Origin of the sequence: Shewanella sp. GD04112 (assembly GCF_029835735.1) — a bacterium.
In the GTDB taxonomy this organism is placed as follows: Bacteria; Pseudomonadota; Gammaproteobacteria; order Enterobacterales; family Shewanellaceae; genus Shewanella.
This window is the reverse complement of sequence record NZ_JAOEAL010000001.1, coordinates 1,686,494-1,706,197: the sequence shown is the minus strand read 5'-3', so window position 1 is coordinate 1,706,197 and position 19,704 is coordinate 1,686,494. Positions and strand designations below refer to the sequence as shown.

The following is a 19,704-nucleotide window of genomic DNA, read 5'->3' as shown; positions in this document are numbered from 1 at the left end:
TTCGTCTAAACAAAGAGCCTGCAATTGCAGGCTCTTTTTTATTGTTCATCTTTCAGCATTTCGGGCTCAATAAGCACGCTGTGCTCATTATCCGATAACCAGACTTGCCCTTCACTGATAGACGCCTGCAGCGACATAGTACGGCTCACTAAGGCCTCCATCGCCGTCACTGACTCTTCGGCAATATTCCACACTTTAAGGTTTTTATAACGCTCTAGGGCCGCTTGATTCTGTTTCCACCAAATAGGGACACTACGTCCGCCGTAGGTAAACAGCTGCACCGCTTTTGCGCGGCCGCTCGCCTTACGCAGCCATTTCTCATCGGCTTGGCCAAACTCAATCCACAGGTCCACTTCACCGGAGAGACTCTTGTCCCACAGCTCAGGCTCATCGTCAACGCACAATCCCTTAGTAAAACTTAAGGTCTCGGAAGCGTTCAGGATAAAGGCCAGCAGACGCACCATCATGCGGCCATCGGTCTCGGAGGGATGCTGCGCTAACGTCAGCTGATGATCTTGATAATAACCTCGGTCCATATCGGCGATCTGAAGATTGACCTTAAACACGGTCGCTTTGAGAGCCATAGTACATCCTAAACTTAACGATAAAAAATAACGGCGAGTCTACCTAAGACTCGCCGTCAGCTCAAACAAACTGCGATAAAGAAGACTAAATCGCGCCGGGGCGTAAATGCTTCGCCACCGGGAAATGCGCCTTAAGTTGCTCAATCTTCTGGGTATCGGCGACCAACAACATGCGCGAGCCTTGCTCATATTCACGGCTGATATCACTCAGCGCAGGGAGCGCTGCGCGATTAGCATCGCGGCGCACCAGCTCAGCCAAGTCCTCGGCTAAACCTACCTCGCTGTAAATCCAGTCGAGGCGCTGTAATAACGGCATGGCCGCCAGCGGCAATAACTCGACGGGCGTGGCCTCGTCCAATAGCAGGATTTCTCCGCGGCTGACGATATGATTAAAAGCATTTTGATAATGCTCAGGGGTGCGCACATCAAACCTATCGCCATTGGTGTCGAAAAAACGCTCCCAGAATAATCGGCGCGTCGCGGTTTTGGTGAGTCTTTGCTGCACTTCGAGACGCTTGTCGGCCACAAAGTCGAACAAGGGCTTAAGGGATTGCGGCAGGCTGGTCTCTAAGCGGGCGCGAATGGTGCGCGCAAACACGGGCGCTGCGCCTGCTGTGCTTATCGCCACCACAAGACGGCCCCTATCGACAATCGATGGGGTAATAAAGCGGCAATAGGCGGGATTATCCACGGCATTGACCCAAATTCCCCGCTCGGTGGCTAAGGTAGCCAATTCAGCATTGAGCTTATCGTTCGCGGTCGCTAGATAGATGAGATCGTAGTTTTGAATATCGGCCTGCACCACGGGCCGCTCAGACAATAAAATCCTGCCCGCATCGGCATAAGCCTTCACCTCGGGATTCACCTCAGGGGCAATCACATGGATATTGGCTTCGGTACGCGTCAGCAAGGCCAGCTTACGACTGGCGACATCCCCCGCCCCCACCAACAGGACATTTAAATTAACAGTATCAATAAACAGCGGGAAATATTGCATGCCACTCACCTATAAAAAAACCAGCCTAAATTACTCTTGCACTACAGGTAGTTGGCGTTGGATCCAGCCCTTGTAACCGCCAATCAAGGAGGCGACCTTTTGGTAGCCCATTAGCTGTAAACTGCTGGCCGCCAACACTGAGCGAGCGCCGCCCGCGCAATAGAGCAACAGGGGTGTATGTTTATCGGGAAAGCGCTGTTCAATGTCGCGCTCAATAATGCCGCGGCTCATGTGTTTCGCCTGCGGCAGGTGATCCTGTAGCCATTCATTATCTTCACGGACATCTATCAACACCCAAGCGTCATCGGCTTGATAGGCTTCAATACTCACTTCAACAACATGGGGACGAATCGATTCGACAAGAGCCGAAAAAGCACTGGATGGATGCATCAGATCCTCCTTAGATAAGGGATTGAATGACTTAGCTAATATGAATTGAAGTGTAATTCGCTACGCGGGGAGACGCAATCCTTGCGGTTAACAGCATGTGACAATCGCGGGTTTTATAAGCCAAAGCTTGCGGGGGGAATGGCTCCCGCCTCTTAGCCTTACTCGGGTAGCCTGGAATAGGCACTTGGCGCTGAGAACAAGGCGGCATTGCTAACCCCACGCCTTCAACGCATCGCAGTGTCAGCGGTTTGAGAAACGATGAATGGGATGAGGATTAATTATGGCTTTCGCTGCGCTCGGCGCTGCAATGCCAACATAATTCAAAACTACCCTCATTCATCTCATGGCATTGCACGCATTGCCACTGGGGACTAATCACATCCAAGCCACTTAACTGGGCCTGTGCTTTCGCCAGTTGCGACTCACGTACCCAAAGCTCAACATTATGTAGCCCGGCGGGCAATTCACCCACGCCGCCTAATAAGGCCTCGCCACGCAACTCCACATGAATACCACAGGCTTCTAATAATCCCTTCCATGTATGGGCCTGCAATAAGTTTCCACCAGCGACTAACGTCTTACGTTCTTCCATGCGACATCCTACAACAATACTCTCTAGATATGGGCAGCCGACATCCTACTGTGAAATAACCGAGCCTGTCGAGCGCTGTTTTTTACAGCAGTTGTTAATGAAATTAACATTTAGGTTTTACAGCATTAGTCACTATAAAGTTGTGAGTTTGCTAGCAGATTATCGGAAAGGCCAAAATTCTCAGTAAAAAAAAGCCACCTCAGCGGTGGCTCTTTTTTTCAACAGTCGTGATACACGACCTCAAGTCTCAATACCCGATTAAGGCATCATAGAAGGCTGATCGGCGCCTTCTTTCTCGACTTCAACTGGCATCATATGCTCACGGCAAATGCCCAGTTTGATCGCAAGGTAACTTGCTACGTAGATAGAAGAATAAGTACCGACGAAAATACCCAATAAAAGTGCTGTCGCAAAACCGTGGATCATAGTGCCGCCCTTCAGGAACAGCGCCACAACGGTCACTAGCGTCGTACCGGTAGTGATAATGGTACGGCTCATGGTTTGGGTGATAGAGACGTTGACTACTTCTTCTGGCTCGCTCTTACGCATCTTGAGGAAGTTTTCACGGATACGGTCGAACACAACGATTGTATCGTTCAGTGAGTAACCCACAACCGTTAATACCCCCGCCAATACGGTCAGGTCGAATTCCAGTTGGAATAAGGAGAACACACCTAAGGTTACAATCACGTCGTGGGCAAGTGCTGCCACCGAACCGAAGGCTAAACGCCATTCGAAACGGAAAGACACGTAGATCATGATACAGATAAGCGCGACCAATACCGCTAAACCGCCCTGCTCGGCCAGTTCTTTACCCACTTGAGGACCGACGAATTCAACACGTTTCTGTTGAACGCCCGCATCCACTTGCTGGGCCGCAGCCATCACAGATTTGACCTGTACATCGCTGCTTACGCCTTCTTTCACCGACAGACGCACCAATATGTCACGGCTAGAACCGAAGTTTTGTACCACTGCACCATCTAACTCAGGTGCAGACAGTTTCAAACGCAGTACGTTCAAATCGACGGGTTGAGTAAACTCCATCTCAACCACAGTACCGCCGGTAAAGTCTAAGCCCCAGTTAATGCCTTTGGTCGCCAAGGACACCAGCGAGCCAAACACCAAAATGGCAGACATAATACTGATAGGCAGCGCATGACGGAGGAAGTTAACCGTACGTTTTAAAGATAAAATTTCTAACATTATCGCTTCCCCTTAGATAGACAGCGTCTTCACGCGCTTACCGCCCCAAATCGCGTTCACGATTGAGCGAGTACCCACGATAGCGGTAAACATTGATGTCGCAATACCGATCATCAGGGTCACCGCGAAGCCTTTGATCGCGCCAGTACCGACGGCGAACAGGATCAGCGCTGTCAAGAAGGTAGTGATGTTAGCGTCGGCGATGGTAGAGAATGCGTTACCGTAACCTTCGTGAATCGCCTGCTGTACGCTGCGACCTGCACGTAACTCTTCACGGATACGCTCGTAAATCAGTACGTTACCGTCAACCGCCATACCCACTGTTAACACCATACCGGCAATACCTGGCAGTGTTAATACGGCGCCAGGGATCATAGACATCACCCCAACCACCATCACTAAGTTGGCCGTTAAGGCTAAGTTGGCGATCAAGCCGAAACTACGGTAGTAAACCAGCATGAAGATAAGTACGACTGCCATACCCCAAATCATGGCTTGCACACCGCTTTCGATGTTTTCTGCACCCAGGCTTGGACCGATAGTACGTTCTTCCACAATCGATACGGGCGCAATCAGAGCACCAGCACGCAGCAGCAGTGCGAGGTTTTGTGCTTCACCATGGCTTAAGCCGGTGATCACAAAGTTACGACCTAAACGCGCTTGAATGGTCGCCACAGAAATCACTTCTTGGATTTTCTGCATCTTGACGCTGCCATCGGCGTTACGCTCACCGCTGTCTTTATATTCGATGAACAAGGTCGCCATCGGTTTACCGATATTGTCCTTAGTCACGTTAGAGAAAATGGTACCGCCTTTAGCATCGAGGTTGATGCTCACCTGTGGACGGCTGTATTGGTCAAAACTTGGTTGTGCGCCAGTGATATGATCACCCGTTAGCATCACTTCCTTCTTCAGTACCACTTGACCGCCTTCACGGCGTTGATACACCTCAGAACCCGCAGGTACACGGCCTGATTGCGCCGCATTAGGGTCGGCCTTATCGTCCACCATGTGGAATTCAATCGATGCAGTTGCACCTAAGATTTCCTTGGCGCGGGCAGTGTCTTGTACACCTGGCAGCTCAACGATAATACGCTCAGCACCTTGGCGTTGAACCACAGGCTCAGCTACCCCTAACTCGTTCACACGGTTACGGATAGTGGTAATGTTTTGCTGCAGCGCTTCTTCTTTAATCTGCTTAAGATAGGTTTCGCTCATGACGGCTTGCAGGGCAAAGTCTTCACCCTTGCTCACATCGCTGAACACCATATCGTTGCTGCGAGATTTTAAGAAACGTTCTGCACTGGCTAAACTTTCGGCATCACGGAATTTAATCTCGATACCTTGCGCATTGTTGCGAATGCCCGCGTAACGGATTTTTTCTTCACGTAATTGAGAACGGAAATCGGCCACTTTGGCCTCTTCCATCTTGCGGATGGCTTCGCCCATGTCCACTTCCATTAAGAAGTGCACACCACCGCGAAGGTCCAGACCGAGTTTCATTGGGCTACCGCCCATAGACTCGAGCCACTGCGGTGTGGCAGGGGCAAGGTTGAGTGCCACGGTAAACTTGTCACCTAAGTCTTCGGCGATGGTTTCTTTGGCCAGCAACTGTTGATCCGCGTTTTGTACGCGAACCAACAATTGACCTTTTTCAAGCTCAGAGCGTTTTACCGCAATGCCCTTACTGGCTAACAGCTCGTTCACTCTGGCTTGGGTAGATGCCGTGACTTCAGCACCTCGAGTCGCCACTACTTGCACCGCATGATCTTCACCGAACAGGTTAGGTACGGCATAGAAACAACCTATGGCGATGACGAGCACCACCATAATGTTTTTCCACATTGGGTATTTATTTAACACGCCTGAGCCCTCTTGGCTTACAACGACTGGATAGAGCCCTTAGGCAATACAGCTGCAATGTAATCTTTTTTAATTGTAATTTGAGTCGTGTCGTTCAAGCTCAGTAACACGTAGTCATTTTCATCGCTGATCTTTGCAATCTTACCTAAGATACCGCCGCTGGTCAGGACTTCGTCGCCCTTGGTTAAAGATGACATCAGGTTCTTGTGCTCTTTAACACGCTTAGATTGCGGACGGAAAATCATGAAATAGAAAATCAGACCGAAAATCACCAGCATGAAAATCAATTCCATGGTGCCGCCACCCTGTGGAGCGCCTGCAGCATTTGCATATGCATTTGAAATGAACATAGTTTTCTCTTCTTATTAGCAAAAAATCAATCGACTAACTCTGGTACTTCACGACCTTGACTGGTATAGAAGTCCTTTACAAAGGCGTCTAATGTACCCGTCTCAATCGCCCCGCGCAAACCTTCCATTAACATTTGATAGTATCTCAAGTTGTGAATGGTGTTTAAACGCGCACCCAGAATCTCATTACAACGATCTAAATGGTAAAGGTATGCCCGTGAATAGTTTTTACAGGTATAACAATCACACTTAGGATCGAGCGGTGAAGTGTCATCACGATGACGCGCATTGCGGATCTTAATCACACCTTCACTGGTAAACAGATGACCGTTGCGGGCGTTACGGGTTGGCATCACACAGTCAAACATGTCGATACCACGACGCACACCTTCAACTAAATCCTCTGGCTTACCGACCCCCATCAGATAGCGAGGTTTGTCCGCAGGAATTTGTGGACAGACATGCTCAAGAATGCGGTGCATGTCTTCCTTAGGCTCACCTACTGCCAAACCACCGACGGCATAACCGTCGAAACCAATTTCGACTAAGCCTTTTAAGCTCTCGTCGCGTAAATCTTCATAAACACTGCCTTGGATGATCCCGAATAATGAATTGGGGTTTTCCAGACGGTCGAACTCGTCGCGTGAACGCTTAGCCCAACGCAGTGACATCTGCATTGACTTGCGCGCTTCATCTTCTGTCGCCGGATACGGAGTACATTCGTCAAAAATCATCACCACATCACTGCCCAATGCATGTTGAATTTGCATTGATTTTTCAGGATCTAAGAAGATTTTCTCGCCATTAATTGGCGAACGGAAATGCACACCTTCTTCGGTAATTTTACGAATGTCACCCAAACTGAACACTTGGAAACCGCCCGAATCGGTCAGAATAGGACGCTGCCAGTTCATAAAATCGTGCAAGTCACCATGCTTACGCATGATTTCTTCGCCTGGACGTAACCACAGGTGGAAAGTGTTACCGAGCAGAATGTCCGCACCAGTAGCACGCACTTCTTCAGGCGTCATGCCTTTTACCGTACCGTAGGTACCAACAGGCATAAAGGCAGGGGTTTCCACCGTGCCGCGTTCAAAAATTAAGCGACCACGGCGCGCACGGCCGTCGGTAGTGTCGAGTTCAAATTTCATAATTCACCTCGCCAGATAAACAGTCTGACTACATTTGTAATGGCACGCGCCATTTTGATTAACAATAGAGATAGGGGCAGATCCAAAAGGTTCAACCTTTGGCTGAAAAAAATTACCGCCCAAACTCAATGTGGGCGGCTATTTTAAAACAAAATCTTGGTCTAGTGAGCTTTTTTCGTCACAAACATGGCATCGCCATAGCTAAAGAAGCGATATTTTTGCGTGATTGCGTGTTGATACGCCGCCATAACATGATCAAAACCGGCAAAGGCACTGACCAACATGATGAGCGTCGATTCCGGCAGATGGAAGTTAGTGATCATGGCATCGACGATTTGGAACTGATACCCAGGGTAGATAAAGATATCGGTATCGCCGCTAAAGGCTTTCAGTTCGCCTTCACTTGCTCGGGCCGCACTCTCCAGTGAGCGCACAGACGTCGTGCCCACAGCAACCACACGCTTGCCCGCCGCTTTAGTTTGGGCAATTAAATCCACTACATCCTGCGGCACATTGGCCCACTCGGAATGCATTTTGTGCTCGAGCACGTTATCAACGCGCACAGGTTGGAAAGTCCCTGCGCCGACGTGCAAGGTCACAAACGCGATATTCACGCCCTTGGCCTTTAAGGCATCGAGCATTGCATCGTCAAAGTGTAATCCCGCCGTTGGCGCGGCAACCGCTCCGGGGTTTTGGTTATAGACGGTTTGATAGCGCTCTTTATCGGCATCCTCATCGGGACGGTCGATATAAGGAGGCAGTGGCATATGCCCTACTGCTTCGAGCACTTCTAAAATCGTCAGTTCGGATAAGAGTTCGAGTTCAAATAAGGCGTCATGGCGCGCTGCCATCTTCATCTCATAACCGCCATCGAGGTGAATAATGCTGTCTACCTTCGGGGATTTAGAGCTACGCACATGGGCGAGGATGCGCTTATCGTCGAGCATACGCTCAACTAAAATCTCGAGTTTGCCACCACTGGCCTTTTGGCCAAATAAACGCGCTGGGATCACCCGGGTATTGTTGAATACCATTAAATCGCCGGGATTAATCATCCCCAGCAGATCGGTAAACTGTTTATCGGCGAGCGTGCCAGTATTGCCATCTAAGGTTAACAGACGTGACGCATTGCGTTGCGCCATGGGATAACGAGCGATGAGTTCGTCGGGGAGAACGAAGGAAAAGTCTGTTACGCGCATGCAAAGGCCTCTAGATAGCTTAGAACGGCGGCTAGTCTATGGTTAGAGGCCAATAAGATCAAGATTACTTGTTCGCGATATCCATATCCGCGTCTGACTCATTTAGCACATTTGAGGCTAACGCATCGTCGACATCATATTTAGGCCGAGTCCGCGAAAAATGATCCATACGAAAGCTATGTTGCTCATAGGGAATATCGACAAGCACTTTTTTACGCTTAGGGCGCTCGTCTTTACCGAGCATTTTGGTAAACCAGTTCCACATCATCCATGATCCTTAACAGGTTAATTGATTGGTGCATTTTCAGTCCCGCGTCAGCATTTACCCTCCAATTGAAACGCTAACGTAAGCACTCCCTTAGAAAAGCACACGATTTTTGCCTATTTGCGCTTTCCTCAGCGCGCCCGCCCATGATACCGTGAACTAACGCGATTAACCAAGCACAAAAAATGAACATTCTTACACACTTACATCTGGCCGAGATCAGTAAAACCCACCTAGGCGCCAATCTGGCAGGCAATTTTATCACCGCGCCAATCGATTCTGCGCCACAAGCACTTCGCCAAGGACTGTGGTTAAACCAAGAAATCAATCAGCTCTGCGCCACTCATGAACTGACCCAAGAGCTGATGGCCCTGTTCCCTGCCCAGTTAACAAGCATAGCAGCAGATTTGATGTTCGTAAGTTTCGATCATTATTTAGCTTACTACTGGGAAGAATATCATCACCTACCGCTGCCCGAGTTTAGCCAAAAAGCCTATCGCGAACTGGCAGAATTTGCCGCGCAAAGCGATGAGTATCACCCACAATCCTGTCAGGACATCATCGCCGATATGCGCCGTCAAGATTGGTTAAACGCTTACGCCACGCCTAAAGGCATTCAACAGGCATTAGCGCAACGGGCAAAAGGTCATCCGCACAGTGCCTTATTTAACGGCGCGGATAAACTGTTAGCGAAAATGCAGATTGAGACAGAAACCGCCTTTCGCACCTTCTACCCTCAGTTGATGGCCTACACCCGTATTTGGAGTCGTAAAACCCCGAGTGACTATTTACCCAGTGGCTCAGCAGACTAAGCTCGAAGTCGAACGCCTGCATTCTGGTATCAAGCCTTGTTTAAGCCTAAGCGTTTACTCTAACGCCTTTGCGATAACGCCTATTCAGTGAGGTTCCCGTCACAGTGACGTCAGCAAACTCAAGCCCTAAGCCAGCTCAACCACTCAGTTGGCGCCAAAAACTGCAAAGCCCGCGCTTTTGGCTTAAACAGCTTAGGGATCTTTGCATCATGGCGCTGGTGCTCTACGGCGTCAGCCTCTATTTGCAACGGGATATGATCACCGGCCAAGCGCCAGTATTAAGCGGTATTGCCATTGATGGCAGCCAGCTTGCGCTTAATGTCGCGAAGAGTGAGCCAACATTGGTGTATTTCTGGGGCACTTGGTGTCCGGTGTGCCGCGTCACCTCCCCTATGGTTGAGAGTATCAGCCAAGACCATAAGGTGATTTCAGTGGCCGTGGCTTCTGGCAGTGATCGCGAGATCCAGCGCTATATAGACGAGCATCAATATCACTTTCCGGTGCTAAACGATGACAATGGTGAGCGAAGTACTCAGTGGGGCGCGATGGCATTTCCGGCTATTTATATTATCGATACCCAAGGGGAAATTCGTTATCTCACCTCGGGAGTCACCTCGACTTGGGGCATGAAGTTCAGATTGTGGTTGGCTCAGTTCTAGTTCAGTTTTAACAGCCTCAGCTAATGCCAGCTCGAGAATATACTGCTTAGTGACTGATATTTTGCTAGTATGGCCGCGCAAATGATGAGGATACGATGCAGATATTTGATTACCAGCCCCCTTCAGTCCCTTGGATAGATCTTCGCTATCAAGATAGGGATTTGATCATTATTAATAAACCTTCTGGATTGTTGTCTAACCCCGGCCGAGCCGCACATACCTTCGATTGTGCCCTCACCCGACTACAACGCTTGTATCCTGACACCATTCTCGTGCATCGACTCGATTGCGCCACCTCAGGCATTATGGTGTTTGCTCGCAACAAAAAGGCCGAGTCCCAGTTAAAAACCCAGTTCCAAGATAGGCAAAACGAGAAAGTGTATATCGCCGAGGTCATGGGTTTGATTGCAAAGGATGCTGGGATAATTGATTTAGCCATCGCGCCCGATCCCGAGCACCCGCCCTATCAAAAGACTCAAACGGCGGGGACGGCTGGCGCAAAGAGTGCTCTGACCCATTACCGAGTGCTAGAAAGACGCGAAAACAGCACCTTAGTCGAATTAACGCCACAAACGGGTCGTACCCACCAGCTCAGGGTGCATATGCTCGCCTTAGGGCATCCCATTCTTGGGGATGAATTTTATGGCGATGATGAAGTGATCAAGGCCAGACCGAGACTCAGCCTTCACGCCCAAAGTTTACGTTTTACCCATCCTTACTCGGGTAAAGCCATGCATTTTTACAGCAAACATCCGTTCTCGGTTTAGCGCATAACCTTAATCAATAACCCTAATTAATGGATAAGCCCTAAAAAGACACGAGGTCGCCTTAAGCGACCTCGTATTTAGCCAATCGGCTTGGTATTTGCCGATTTATTGATTAGCGTATTTCACTGCGACTCATTAAGCCACGCGCTGATTGAAATCAATATCCGCCATCAACTTATCGACTTGGAAATAACTGCCCTGCTCATTGCAAAACTGCAGTTGCATGGCAGGCGTCACCATAAAATATTCACCGAAGAAGTTGCCGCCGACATCTTCCACTTTTTGGCCCTGCGGCGTATCGGACAGACTCACTTCATCCAAACTATGGCAGCCATCGCTAAACCAGGTTTCTAAATAATATTTGTCCGCTTCTTTATAGAGGGTAATTTTGTCACCAAGCAGTGGACGCTCATCTAACCAACGACCAATAATTTCTCGATTTTGCATATCTGACTCCCGCCAATGAAGGCGACGGCGTTTTTCAATCCCAGACATCCTGATATCCTTATGCAATACCCACTCACCTAAAGTGAACGTCAGTTGTGGTAGTACATTAAGCATAGAACCCATTTACCGCTTTACTCCCCCGAGTCGCAAATTACCCCAAATCCACCATAAAATGTAATTTTTTGGTTAAATTAAATTTGCTAAACGTTTAAAAACTAAAAGATAATTTCGCCTGATTAATTAATCGGCAGTGTAGCTTAATTAAAAAATAAAAACGCGATCTTTATCACTATTTACCTATCGCTAAAGTAAAGATAAATACCTTATTTCACATCTTACGCATTCATACCCACGAATGAGCAAAAACGATATTTGCCACGACAAATCCAGCCGCTCTTATAAGCGCACCAAAACCTATACCCCATATCAAACCATTGAAGAGTGCTTAGCCAGCGGCGGACGTTTACCTAAAAAGTAAATAACCCTCTCCCCTCGATGTAGAGCTTTACCCTACCCGATCAGATGCAGTAAGCGCTCGTTTATTCTGAGGGTGAAAGGCAAGAACAAATCTCCCGATTTTAAACCAGGCAATTTGATTTATGTGGACCCCGAGGCCCAGGTGAAAAACAGGTTAAAATATCTATGGATTAACGCCGCGTTAAGGGGTAACAACGCATTACCACTAAACTCAAACACAACAACCGTAACCACCCCGGCTCACTTGAGGCGTTTGTTAAGTATGTACCGAGGTGCATATTAGGCGTAGTTTATCAATTTTAGAATTTAGTTCAGCAGTTAAGTCAACAGGTTGCTCTAATTTACTTTTATCTACATCAACGTACATTTCTCGAACAGAATTGCTGATTGCTGGATGACGAATTGCTGATTGCTGGATGACGAATTGCGGCATCATAAAAACGAACATCATACAAAGACTGACTCTCACTTAAATCATAAACTAGGCCATCTAAACATTGTTTAACTAAGTCGAGGAGGCCTAGCGTAAACTCAGTGCAGATAGTAGCAATATCTTCAGAAGGAGCAAAAATGAGCTCCACCCCTTTAGAGGTTATCCGATGAAAGTCGCAAGCTACGTAATATTTTCCTTTTACCCACATATTGATAACTTGTTGACCATCATGAGTTATAGCATTACGACAACCTTTGATAAATTTTGCATGCCTAACAGTCCCAAGCATTGACCAAGATATTTGTTCCCCAGATATTACAGGTAATACATCCTTTATGGTTTGTAATTGCCCACTGAATGCAGAAAATGCAAAGTTAAGTTCTTGACCTTTGGTCTCTGAATTTCCATTTTGATATTGTTCAATGGATCTATCACATAAATTTAGAATTTCATTAAGTCGATACTCTAACTCAGAGAGAGTATTTCCAAGATAGTGTAAAAACTGATTTTGTCTTTGATTCAAACTCACAACTCCTGATTTAGTTACCTAACATCTTAGTATTTGTACGCTGCGCTGTTGGCAGGGCATAAATCGTTTGTTGGACTTGGTCGCTGCCAAATCACAATTAATTGGTATGCTTAATGCTATAGGAATTTGCTTTTTTTGAGGCAAGGCCTGAGCTGCGGAGCTGTTTTGAACAAATAATATTGCGTAGTTTCTGCGTATTTTATTGAAAATCCTTTGTCATGGTTGTGTTCCATCGCATCTTTTTAAGTCTAGCTGATTCGAGCAGGTTAATCATTCCACTAAATCGCAGTTAAGCTCCGCGCAGCGGCTTAGTTCAACGTATATCAAAAATGCCACGCGTGCTGAATCACTCTTAAACTATTTGTTATAATCACGCTTTAGCATTTCCAATTCTATGTTTGTTGATCACATTTGGGGTTCCTTTGTGATAATCACCAGAAGCATACATAGAATAATATTTTGAACCATTATATGACATACTCCAGTAGCTGAGAGCTCCTTTATATGTGCGAACTAACAATTCCCCCACATTGGCATGATTGGCAATACTCAAATATGATCTCCATACTTTACGATAATGATCATCTAGTGTGTTAAACATCGCGTCCGATTCATCTTGAAATGATAAATTACTGAACATAAGAACGCTTGCTAGTTCAATTTCACTTTCTTTTTCTGGTAACCACCACCTTGCTCCAGAATACCAATAGCTCAGGGCTTGAAATACTCCAGAGGAACTTTTCCCTGCAAACCCCTTACCTTCTTTGGGACTGAGATACTTCGCTTCGACACCAATATATTGATCTGTGAATCCATGTTGGATCAACTTAGGTTTTGCTTTTATAACGAAGTCAATCCTTAAATTTCGTTTTTGTCGATTAACAAAACCACTGCCTTTGACTTCACTATATATATCAAAGTGTTCAGACAGGTTTTCCATAAACCAAGCATGTAACTGTTGTTCGCTCTGCCAATTACTATTGAATTCATTTTCTATGTATTTTTCACGTTGTCTTGATAGAAAAATTCTGAATACATTGCTGCGTTCGAGACTGTTTTCCTCACAATATTTATTAATTAAATTTTCAATTTCAGAGCTATGATCAATCGGGTTATATACGACCTTTGGAATATGAGATGTTGGATAAAGGGCTGTGTTTATTTGTTTTATTTTATTGAAATACACATCCAAAAGCTCGGAGTCATACCGACTAGGTACTTGCTGTACTTTCTTTTTACTAACTTCACCACCTCGAAACTCACCGCAAAATTGACATTGATAACCATAAGCAGTGCCTTTACCTTTATCACGCTCTCTTAAGTCAAGGTATTCATTACAATTATGATTGAGATCTTCAATTGCTTTCGCTCTTTCTATATGAGAGTAATCCAAACGTAATTCTCCATAATTTTACTAGTGACTATAACGTCCGTGTAATAAACGCGAGCTTACGAGCGTCCTAATTGACACGTTTGTTAGATTGTTTGTCACAAACAAAGGTAAAATCTACTTTGTCATAATCTGTTATCTGCTTTAGAAGAAGCTTGCAACGTTCGTCATTGTGATTAATTGTGACGACATTACCTGGGTACATTATCACTGACTTGTTACTGATGATCATACTCGCGTGGTCATTAAGCATGAGACCTGTCACTGAAATAACAGCGTCAAGCCCGAAAAGACTCTTTGACTTGCCTTTATAAACAGAAAACTCTTCCGCTGTATTATAAAGGCTATTAATGAATTCATTTTTTTGTTCAAGAATCCTGGCTGTTTCTTTGAGTTTAAGTTCAACCTCATTCAATTTCTTCTCGTACTCAATCTTAATCGAGGCAATTTCATCGTCTTTTACCTTCAGTTGCTGACTGGCATTCTCAAACGAATCTTTAAGCTTTTTGTTTTCAAGAACCTTTTCAATTTGTTTGCTTAAATGGTCAGATGCCTTTTCTATCTTAGATATCGTTTCAGGCAACCTCCATTTTTGAGAATTTTCGTATGCCTCTACCCTTGAGGCAAGCTCCTCAATACGATCATTTCGAATGTTCCAAGTGGCAGTAGCAGTTGCGCCGATTAAAGCAAATGCACCAATAACTACTTGAGTGAAACTGAATTGCACACTACCTCCTATAAATCTAACGTCTCAGTATTTATGCGCTGCGCTGTTTGCAGGGCATAAATCACTTGTTGGATTTGGCTTGGCCGCTGCCACATCCATGTCAATTGGTATAAATGATGCTATAGGAATTTGCTTTTTTGCGGTAGCGGTTTTTTATACGGTTTGATGGGTAATCATTTGATATTGTTTTAGCTTTATCATTTCATCTCGCTCATTTTAGGCCGCGGTAGGTAATCACCTAGTGTGAAACTGGCAAGTTGCTGAGTATTGATGAATGGGAAGATGCTTTGCGTGGTGTATATGACTCAATTAATAGTTAGCGACAAAAAAGCCGCGTTCTAATTAGACGCGGCTTACTGCTACATTCATTTGCTGCTAAGTTATTTTTTGTATCTTTGTGGCTGATGATGCAGTGATGAGTTCTTGCATATCACTAGGTGATCTCACCCCGCGAGAGCATTTTTTTAAACACTTATACACGTAAAAATTTAATCTCAACTTGCAAGCTAATGGGCAACCCACAAAGCCACCAAATTAACACTAATTTTTACTTAAATTATCGGGCGCAACGACTCGAAAAGATCACACCTAAAACCACCAATCTTGAACTCACCCGTCTGCAAGGCGTGTAAAGAGTATTAATTGCCGCAGGGGAATTTGCTGGCGAGCCCCCGCTAAAGTCAGCGCCACCTATAAAGTTACAAGCAAAAGATCAGTCGTTTTCAACCAAACCACAAATTGCACAGCTTCTAGCGCTATTATCTGGTGAGATGCTGCTTATTGTAAATAATTTGCCTTAGCACGGATGCCCGATAGAGCGAAGCGCAAAACCTAACAAGCACGCAACTATTGGATGACCGGATTAACTTTATTAACACCAAGAACGGCAAAAACCGAACTATCCCCATCACGCGAGAGTTTCGCGCAGAACTCCCCAACGGTAATGGCCGCCTCTTTGCTGATTGTTATCACCAGTTTCTTGCAGTGCTTAAATCATCCGGTATCGTGCTTCCCAAAGGCCAAGCGAGCCACGTTCTAAGACATACGTTTGCCTCCCATTTTGTGATGAACGGCGGCAACATTCTCACTCTGCAAAAAATTCTCGGCCACGGCTCAATTCAGATGACGATGCGTTATGCGCACCTATCACCAGACCACTTACAAGAAGCCACAAGGTATAATCCACTGGTCTGAATGTGATCCACAAATTGCCCACTTTAGTTTTTTTGTTTGATTTAAATAGATTAAACTACATTCACATCTTTTTAGTAACTCATTGGTATTCTTTAGTTTAATCAAAAAATCAATGCCTTATGTATTTTAAGCCAACTAAACCTATAAGAGCTTTTTACATCTTTTATTATTCACTCAGCTTAGGATTCTGATATAACAAACGGGATATATATCGCCCTACAAATAATCAAAAATAATGCAGGAAGCTTATGCACAATATTCATCGCCGCCATTTTCTAAAAGCCGCGGGCGCCGTTACCGCAGGCCTGGTTACGGCCAATATTGCCCTCAATGCCAACGCCAGCAGCGTTGCCCCTAAACCCCGCGTAGGAAAATCCGTTATTGGACTTATCGCCCCGAAAATGGAGCTGGTTAGAGTCGGTTTTATCGGTGTGGGAGAGCGGGGTTTTAGCCATGTCGAACAATTCTGTCACTTAGAAGGCGTGGAACTTAAAGCCATTTGTGATACCCACCAAGCCGTTATCGATAGAGCCGTTGAGCATATCGTTAACCAAAACCGGCCCAAACCTGCGGTCTATACAGGGAATGATCTCAGCTATCGCGAACTGTTAAACCGCGATGATATCGATATTGTGATTATTTAGACCCCGTGGGAATGGCACGCTCCCATGACCATAGATACCATGGAAAGTGGTAAGCACGCCTTTGTGGAAGTGCCATTAGCACTGACAGTGGAAGAATGCTGGCAGCTTGTCGACACCGCCGAACGCACTCAGAAAAACTGCATGATGATGGAGAACGTCAATTACGGCCGCGAAGAATTGATGGTGCTCAACATGGTGCGCCAAGGTGTGTTTGGCGAGCTGCTCCACGGTGAGGCCGCTTATATCCATGAGCTGCGCTGGCAAATGAAGGAAATCGACCATAAAACTGGTTCATGGCGCACCTATTGGCACACCAAACGCAACGGTAACCTCTATCCCACCCACGGCTTAGGGCCGATTTCTCAATATATGAACATCAACCGTGGTGACCGTTTCGATTATCTCACCTCCATGAGTTCACCCGCACTCGGGCGCGCGCTGTATGCCAAACGAGAATTCCCCGCCGATCATGAGCGTAATCAGCTCAAGTACATCAATGGCGATATGAGCACTAGCCTGATTAAAACCGTAAAGGGCCGAACCATTATGGTTCAGCACGATACCACTACTCCTCGGCCCTACAGCCGCCATAACCTTATCCAAGGCACCAATGGCGTTTTTGCCGGATTCCCAAATCGGATTGCCGTTGAGCACGGCGGTTTTGGTAAGAGTTACCACGAGTGGGATATGGACATGCAAAAGTGGTATGACAAATACGATCATCCACTCTGGCAACGAATCGGTAAAGAAGCCGAAATCAACGGCGGTCATGGCGGGATGGATTTTGTGATGCTCTGGCGTATGGTCTATTGCCTACGTAACGGCGAGGCGCTCGATCAGGATGTCTACGATGGCGCCGCTTGGTCTGTGGTGAATATTTTAAGTGAGCAATCGCTGAATAACCGCAGCAACTCGGTCAATTTCCCCGACTTTACCCGCGGTGCGTGGGAGCATGCCACGCCATTAGGTATTGTCGGCGCCTAAATCACTCTAAAGTGAGCGGTTAACGTAAAGGGATAAACTTAGGATTATCCCTTTAATAACAACCTATCGATTTAATCTTTAACGAAAAATCACCACTTTGCTGCGCACCAATCACCAGCCCTATGCTAGTCAAACGGCTTAAATCTATCGCAGCACGCTCAATCGGCTTACCGCGGCACTGGGGATGAAACGCCGTAAAAGGGATTTCGATGCGTTGCCAGTGAATAATACTGCCACCGTTAACGCCAAAGGATTGATGCTTAGCATCAGGCATTGGCGCCTGATAAACCGTGCTCTGCGGTGTATCAGCATCCTTAAGGTTCACTTTGTAGTGCTTGCTTCTGTCACGGTCGAGTTCGAGGTAAATCCCACTAAACTCGCCGACATCAAGCGGCGAAAACTCGCAGCGCACCGAGGCAAAGCCCCCCCCATTGGCGAGCGACACATGGCCGCTAAACATCCCATAGCCTAAAGGTGAGATGGTGAGCTTACTGCGTGACAGCCCGCCCATCACGGTATCATTAACGCCATACCAAGACTTAGCCGCATCTAAGTCCTTAAAATCGAAAAGGATCATAACTACTCCCATAAAAAAAGCAGCCACCGTGGTGACTGCTCTTATGATACTTTTTCTACACTAACAACAGCACACTTTATCCAAGTTTAGCTTTGTTTTCAGCGGCTTCACAAGCAGCGGCCGTAAAAATCACGTCCGTAGAGCTATTCAGTGCGGTTTCGGCCGCATCTTGGATAACCCCGATAATAAAGCCAACGGCAACCACTTGCATGGCCACATCATTAGAAATACCAAACAGGCTACAGGCCAGCGGAATAAGCAGTAACGAGCCACCAGCCACACCGGATGCGCCACAGGCCGAAATCGCCGCCACTACACTCAGCAGTAACGCCGTTAATAAATCCACCTGAATGCCTAAGGTATGCGCCGCGGCTAAGGTCAGCACGGTAATGGTAATCGCCGCGCCGCCCATGTTGATGGTTGCACCTAACGGAATAGAGACAGAATAAGTGTCTTCATGCAGCTTTAACTTTTCACACAGCGCCATATTCACTGGAATGTTCGCTGCGCTAGAACGGGTGAAAAATGCGGTTACACCACTTTCGCGCAGACAACGGATCACTAAAGGATAGGGATTACGTTTAATTTTCACGTAAACAATCAGCGGGTTAACAATCAAAGCTATGATAGCCATCGCGCCGAGTAACACGGCCAATAGCTTGGCGTAACCGGCAATGGCGGCAAAACCGGTTTCGGCAAAGGTCGCTGCCACCAGACCAAAGATACCGATAGGTGCTAAACGAATGATAAAACGCACCATTTGCGAAATACCATGGCTTACATCGGCAAATACTTGCTTGGTCGAATCGCTAGCATGGTGCAGAGCTAAACCTAAACCCACACCCCAAGCCAAAATGCCAATGTAGTTGCCCGTCATTAACGCATTGACTGGGTTATCAACCAGTTTGAAGAGTAAGGTATTGATCACTTCGCCAATGCCCTGCGGCGGGCTGGTGCCCTCAACGCCAGCGACCAACACTAAATTGGTTGGGAACATCATGCTTAACACCACGGCAGTTAACGCAGCAGCGAAGGTGCCAAATAAGTACAGCACCACAATCGGGCGCATATTGGTTTGAGTATTTTTCTTTTGATTGGCGATGGAAGACGCCACAAGGATAAACACCAGAATAGGTGCGATGGCTTTTAATGCACCTACGAAGAGACTTCCTAAAAACGCGACTTGCTTTGCGGCTTCATGTGAAAAACTGGCTAGACTCACACCAGCGATGATCCCCACGAGAATTTGCAGCACCAAACTGCCATTAGCCAACTTGGCTAACAAAGACGATTCTTGTTTCATTACTTAACCTATCGTTATTATATTTCGGCTGAGTTTCCCCACCCCACACCTTCAAAATCGAGGCCAATAAGGTTTTTATAGGATGTGACCGAACTTGTCTAGCTTTGCGGGGAAATAAGCCGATTAAATTACCCTGCCCCTGCAAAACCCTTACAAAAATCCAA

21 protein-coding genes and 1 pseudogene are annotated in these 19,704 nt (G+C 46.6%); 6 read left to right on the top strand and 16 right to left on the bottom strand.

Features of this window, described 5'->3' with window-relative positions; all coding sequences use genetic code 11:
* Positions 1 to 38: 38 nt before the first annotated feature.
* From N7386_RS07755 to N7386_RS07710, 10 genes are all read right to left on the bottom strand, one after another.
* Positions 39 to 584 carry a YaeQ family protein gene (locus tag N7386_RS07755; RefSeq protein WP_279767829.1) on the bottom strand — a complete coding sequence of 182 codons (546 nt, stop codon included), beginning with the start codon at positions 582 to 584 and terminating at the stop codon, positions 39 to 41.
* A gap of 85 nt (positions 585 to 669) precedes the next feature.
* Positions 670 to 1,581, bottom strand: a complete 912-nt coding sequence (locus N7386_RS07750; RefSeq protein ID WP_220055126.1) for a bifunctional precorrin-2 dehydrogenase/sirohydrochlorin ferrochelatase — start codon at positions 1,579 to 1,581, stop codon at positions 670 to 672.
* A gap of 30 nt (positions 1,582 to 1,611) precedes the next feature.
* On the bottom strand, positions 1,612 to 1,971 hold the full coding sequence (locus N7386_RS07745) for a rhodanese-like domain-containing protein (protein WP_011716501.1): 360 nt from the start codon (positions 1,969 to 1,971) through the stop codon (positions 1,612 to 1,614).
* 274 nt (positions 1,972 to 2,245) lie between these two features.
* Entirely contained in the window at positions 2,246 to 2,563 is a 318-nt protein-coding gene (locus tag N7386_RS07740) for a DUF2007 domain-containing protein (protein WP_088212207.1), read from the bottom strand.
* A gap of 258 nt (positions 2,564 to 2,821) precedes the next feature.
* The gene (secF, locus tag N7386_RS07735; RefSeq protein WP_279767824.1) at positions 2,822 to 3,769 is read right to left on the bottom strand and encodes a protein translocase subunit SecF; all 948 of its coding nucleotides are present in this window, start codon (positions 3,767 to 3,769) and stop codon (positions 2,822 to 2,824) included.
* 12 nt (positions 3,770 to 3,781) lie between these two features.
* The gene (gene secD / locus N7386_RS07730) at positions 3,782 to 5,632 is read right to left on the bottom strand and encodes a protein translocase subunit SecD (RefSeq protein ID WP_011625762.1); all 1,851 of its coding nucleotides are present in this window, start codon (positions 5,630 to 5,632) and stop codon (positions 3,782 to 3,784) included.
* Positions 5,633 to 5,649: 17 nt separating this feature from the next.
* A complete protein-coding gene (gene yajC, locus N7386_RS07725; protein WP_011622166.1) occupies positions 5,650 to 5,982 on the bottom strand; it encodes a preprotein translocase subunit YajC in 333 nt (110 codons plus the stop codon).
* 26 nt (positions 5,983 to 6,008) lie between these two features.
* Complete coding sequence (tgt, locus tag N7386_RS07720; RefSeq protein ID WP_011622165.1) at positions 6,009 to 7,133, bottom strand: tRNA guanosine(34) transglycosylase Tgt; 1,125 nt, start codon at positions 7,131 to 7,133, stop codon at positions 6,009 to 6,011.
* Positions 7,134 to 7,294: 161 nt separating this feature from the next.
* On the bottom strand, positions 7,295 to 8,332 hold the full coding sequence (gene queA, locus N7386_RS07715; RefSeq protein WP_279767821.1) for a tRNA preQ1(34) S-adenosylmethionine ribosyltransferase-isomerase QueA: 1,038 nt from the start codon (positions 8,330 to 8,332) through the stop codon (positions 7,295 to 7,297).
* 64 nt (positions 8,333 to 8,396) lie between these two features.
* Positions 8,397 to 8,600 (bottom strand): hypothetical protein, encoded by a 204-nt coding sequence (locus N7386_RS07710; RefSeq protein ID WP_011622163.1) that lies wholly within the window; start codon positions 8,598 to 8,600, stop codon positions 8,397 to 8,399.
* 182 nt (positions 8,601 to 8,782) lie between these two features.
* Between N7386_RS07710 and N7386_RS07705 the strand changes: the two genes are divergently transcribed.
* The 3 genes from N7386_RS07705 to N7386_RS07695 all read left to right on the top strand — a co-directional run bounded on the left by N7386_RS07705 (position 8,783) and on the right by N7386_RS07695 (position 10,835).
* On the top strand, positions 8,783 to 9,409 hold the full coding sequence (locus tag N7386_RS07705) for an acyl carrier protein phosphodiesterase (RefSeq protein ID WP_279767819.1): 627 nt from the start codon (positions 8,783 to 8,785) through the stop codon (positions 9,407 to 9,409).
* Between the two features lie 104 nt (positions 9,410 to 9,513).
* Positions 9,514 to 10,068 carry a protein disulfide oxidoreductase gene (locus N7386_RS07700; protein WP_279767817.1) on the top strand — a complete coding sequence of 185 codons (555 nt, stop codon included), beginning with the start codon at positions 9,514 to 9,516 and terminating at the stop codon, positions 10,066 to 10,068.
* Positions 10,069 to 10,163: 95 nt separating this feature from the next.
* Positions 10,164 to 10,835, top strand: a complete 672-nt coding sequence (locus N7386_RS07695; RefSeq protein ID WP_279767816.1) for a pseudouridine synthase — start codon at positions 10,164 to 10,166, stop codon at positions 10,833 to 10,835.
* A gap of 135 nt (positions 10,836 to 10,970) precedes the next feature.
* On the opposite strand, the gene N7386_RS07690 is transcribed toward N7386_RS07695, so the two are convergent.
* Entirely contained in the window at positions 10,971 to 11,405 is a 435-nt protein-coding gene (locus tag N7386_RS07690) for a hypothetical protein (protein WP_011625756.1), read from the bottom strand.
* Between the two features lie 232 nt (positions 11,406 to 11,637).
* On the opposite strand from N7386_RS07690, the gene N7386_RS07685 reads away from it, so the two are divergent.
* Positions 11,638 to 11,760, top strand: a complete 123-nt coding sequence (locus N7386_RS07685) for a hypothetical protein (protein WP_279767815.1) — start codon at positions 11,638 to 11,640, stop codon at positions 11,758 to 11,760.
* 355 nt (positions 11,761 to 12,115) lie between these two features.
* On the opposite strand, the gene N7386_RS07680 is transcribed toward N7386_RS07685, so the two are convergent.
* From N7386_RS07680 to N7386_RS07670, 3 genes are all read right to left on the bottom strand, one after another.
* Positions 12,116 to 12,715: a hypothetical protein gene (locus N7386_RS07680; protein ID WP_279767812.1), complete on the bottom strand. Its 600-nt coding sequence runs from the start codon at positions 12,713 to 12,715 to the stop codon at positions 12,116 to 12,118.
* A gap of 376 nt (positions 12,716 to 13,091) precedes the next feature.
* Positions 13,092 to 14,114 carry a hypothetical protein gene (locus N7386_RS07675; protein WP_279767810.1) on the bottom strand — a complete coding sequence of 341 codons (1,023 nt, stop codon included), beginning with the start codon at positions 14,112 to 14,114 and terminating at the stop codon, positions 13,092 to 13,094.
* Positions 14,115 to 14,181: 67 nt separating this feature from the next.
* Complete coding sequence (locus tag N7386_RS07670) at positions 14,182 to 14,838, bottom strand: hypothetical protein (RefSeq protein ID WP_279767808.1); 657 nt, start codon at positions 14,836 to 14,838, stop codon at positions 14,182 to 14,184.
* Between the two features lie 849 nt (positions 14,839 to 15,687).
* On the opposite strand from N7386_RS07670, the gene N7386_RS07665 reads away from it, so the two are divergent.
* On the top strand, positions 15,688 to 16,032 hold the full coding sequence (locus N7386_RS07665) for a tyrosine-type recombinase/integrase (RefSeq protein WP_279767807.1): 345 nt from the start codon (positions 15,688 to 15,690) through the stop codon (positions 16,030 to 16,032).
* A gap of 248 nt (positions 16,033 to 16,280) precedes the next feature.
* A pseudogene (locus tag N7386_RS07660) lies at positions 16,281 to 17,660 on the top strand (Gfo/Idh/MocA family oxidoreductase).
* Positions 17,661 to 17,712: 52 nt separating this feature from the next.
* Here N7386_RS07660 and N7386_RS07655 read toward each other — a convergent pair.
* Both N7386_RS07655 and sstT read right to left on the bottom strand, forming a co-directional pair.
* Positions 17,713 to 18,237 (bottom strand): CIA30 family protein, encoded by a 525-nt coding sequence (locus N7386_RS07655; protein ID WP_088213162.1) that lies wholly within the window; start codon positions 18,235 to 18,237, stop codon positions 17,713 to 17,715.
* A gap of 76 nt (positions 18,238 to 18,313) precedes the next feature.
* Complete coding sequence (gene sstT, locus N7386_RS07650; protein WP_011716493.1) at positions 18,314 to 19,540, bottom strand: serine/threonine transporter SstT; 1,227 nt, start codon at positions 19,538 to 19,540, stop codon at positions 18,314 to 18,316.
* Between the last annotated feature and the right edge of the window lie 164 nt (positions 19,541 to 19,704).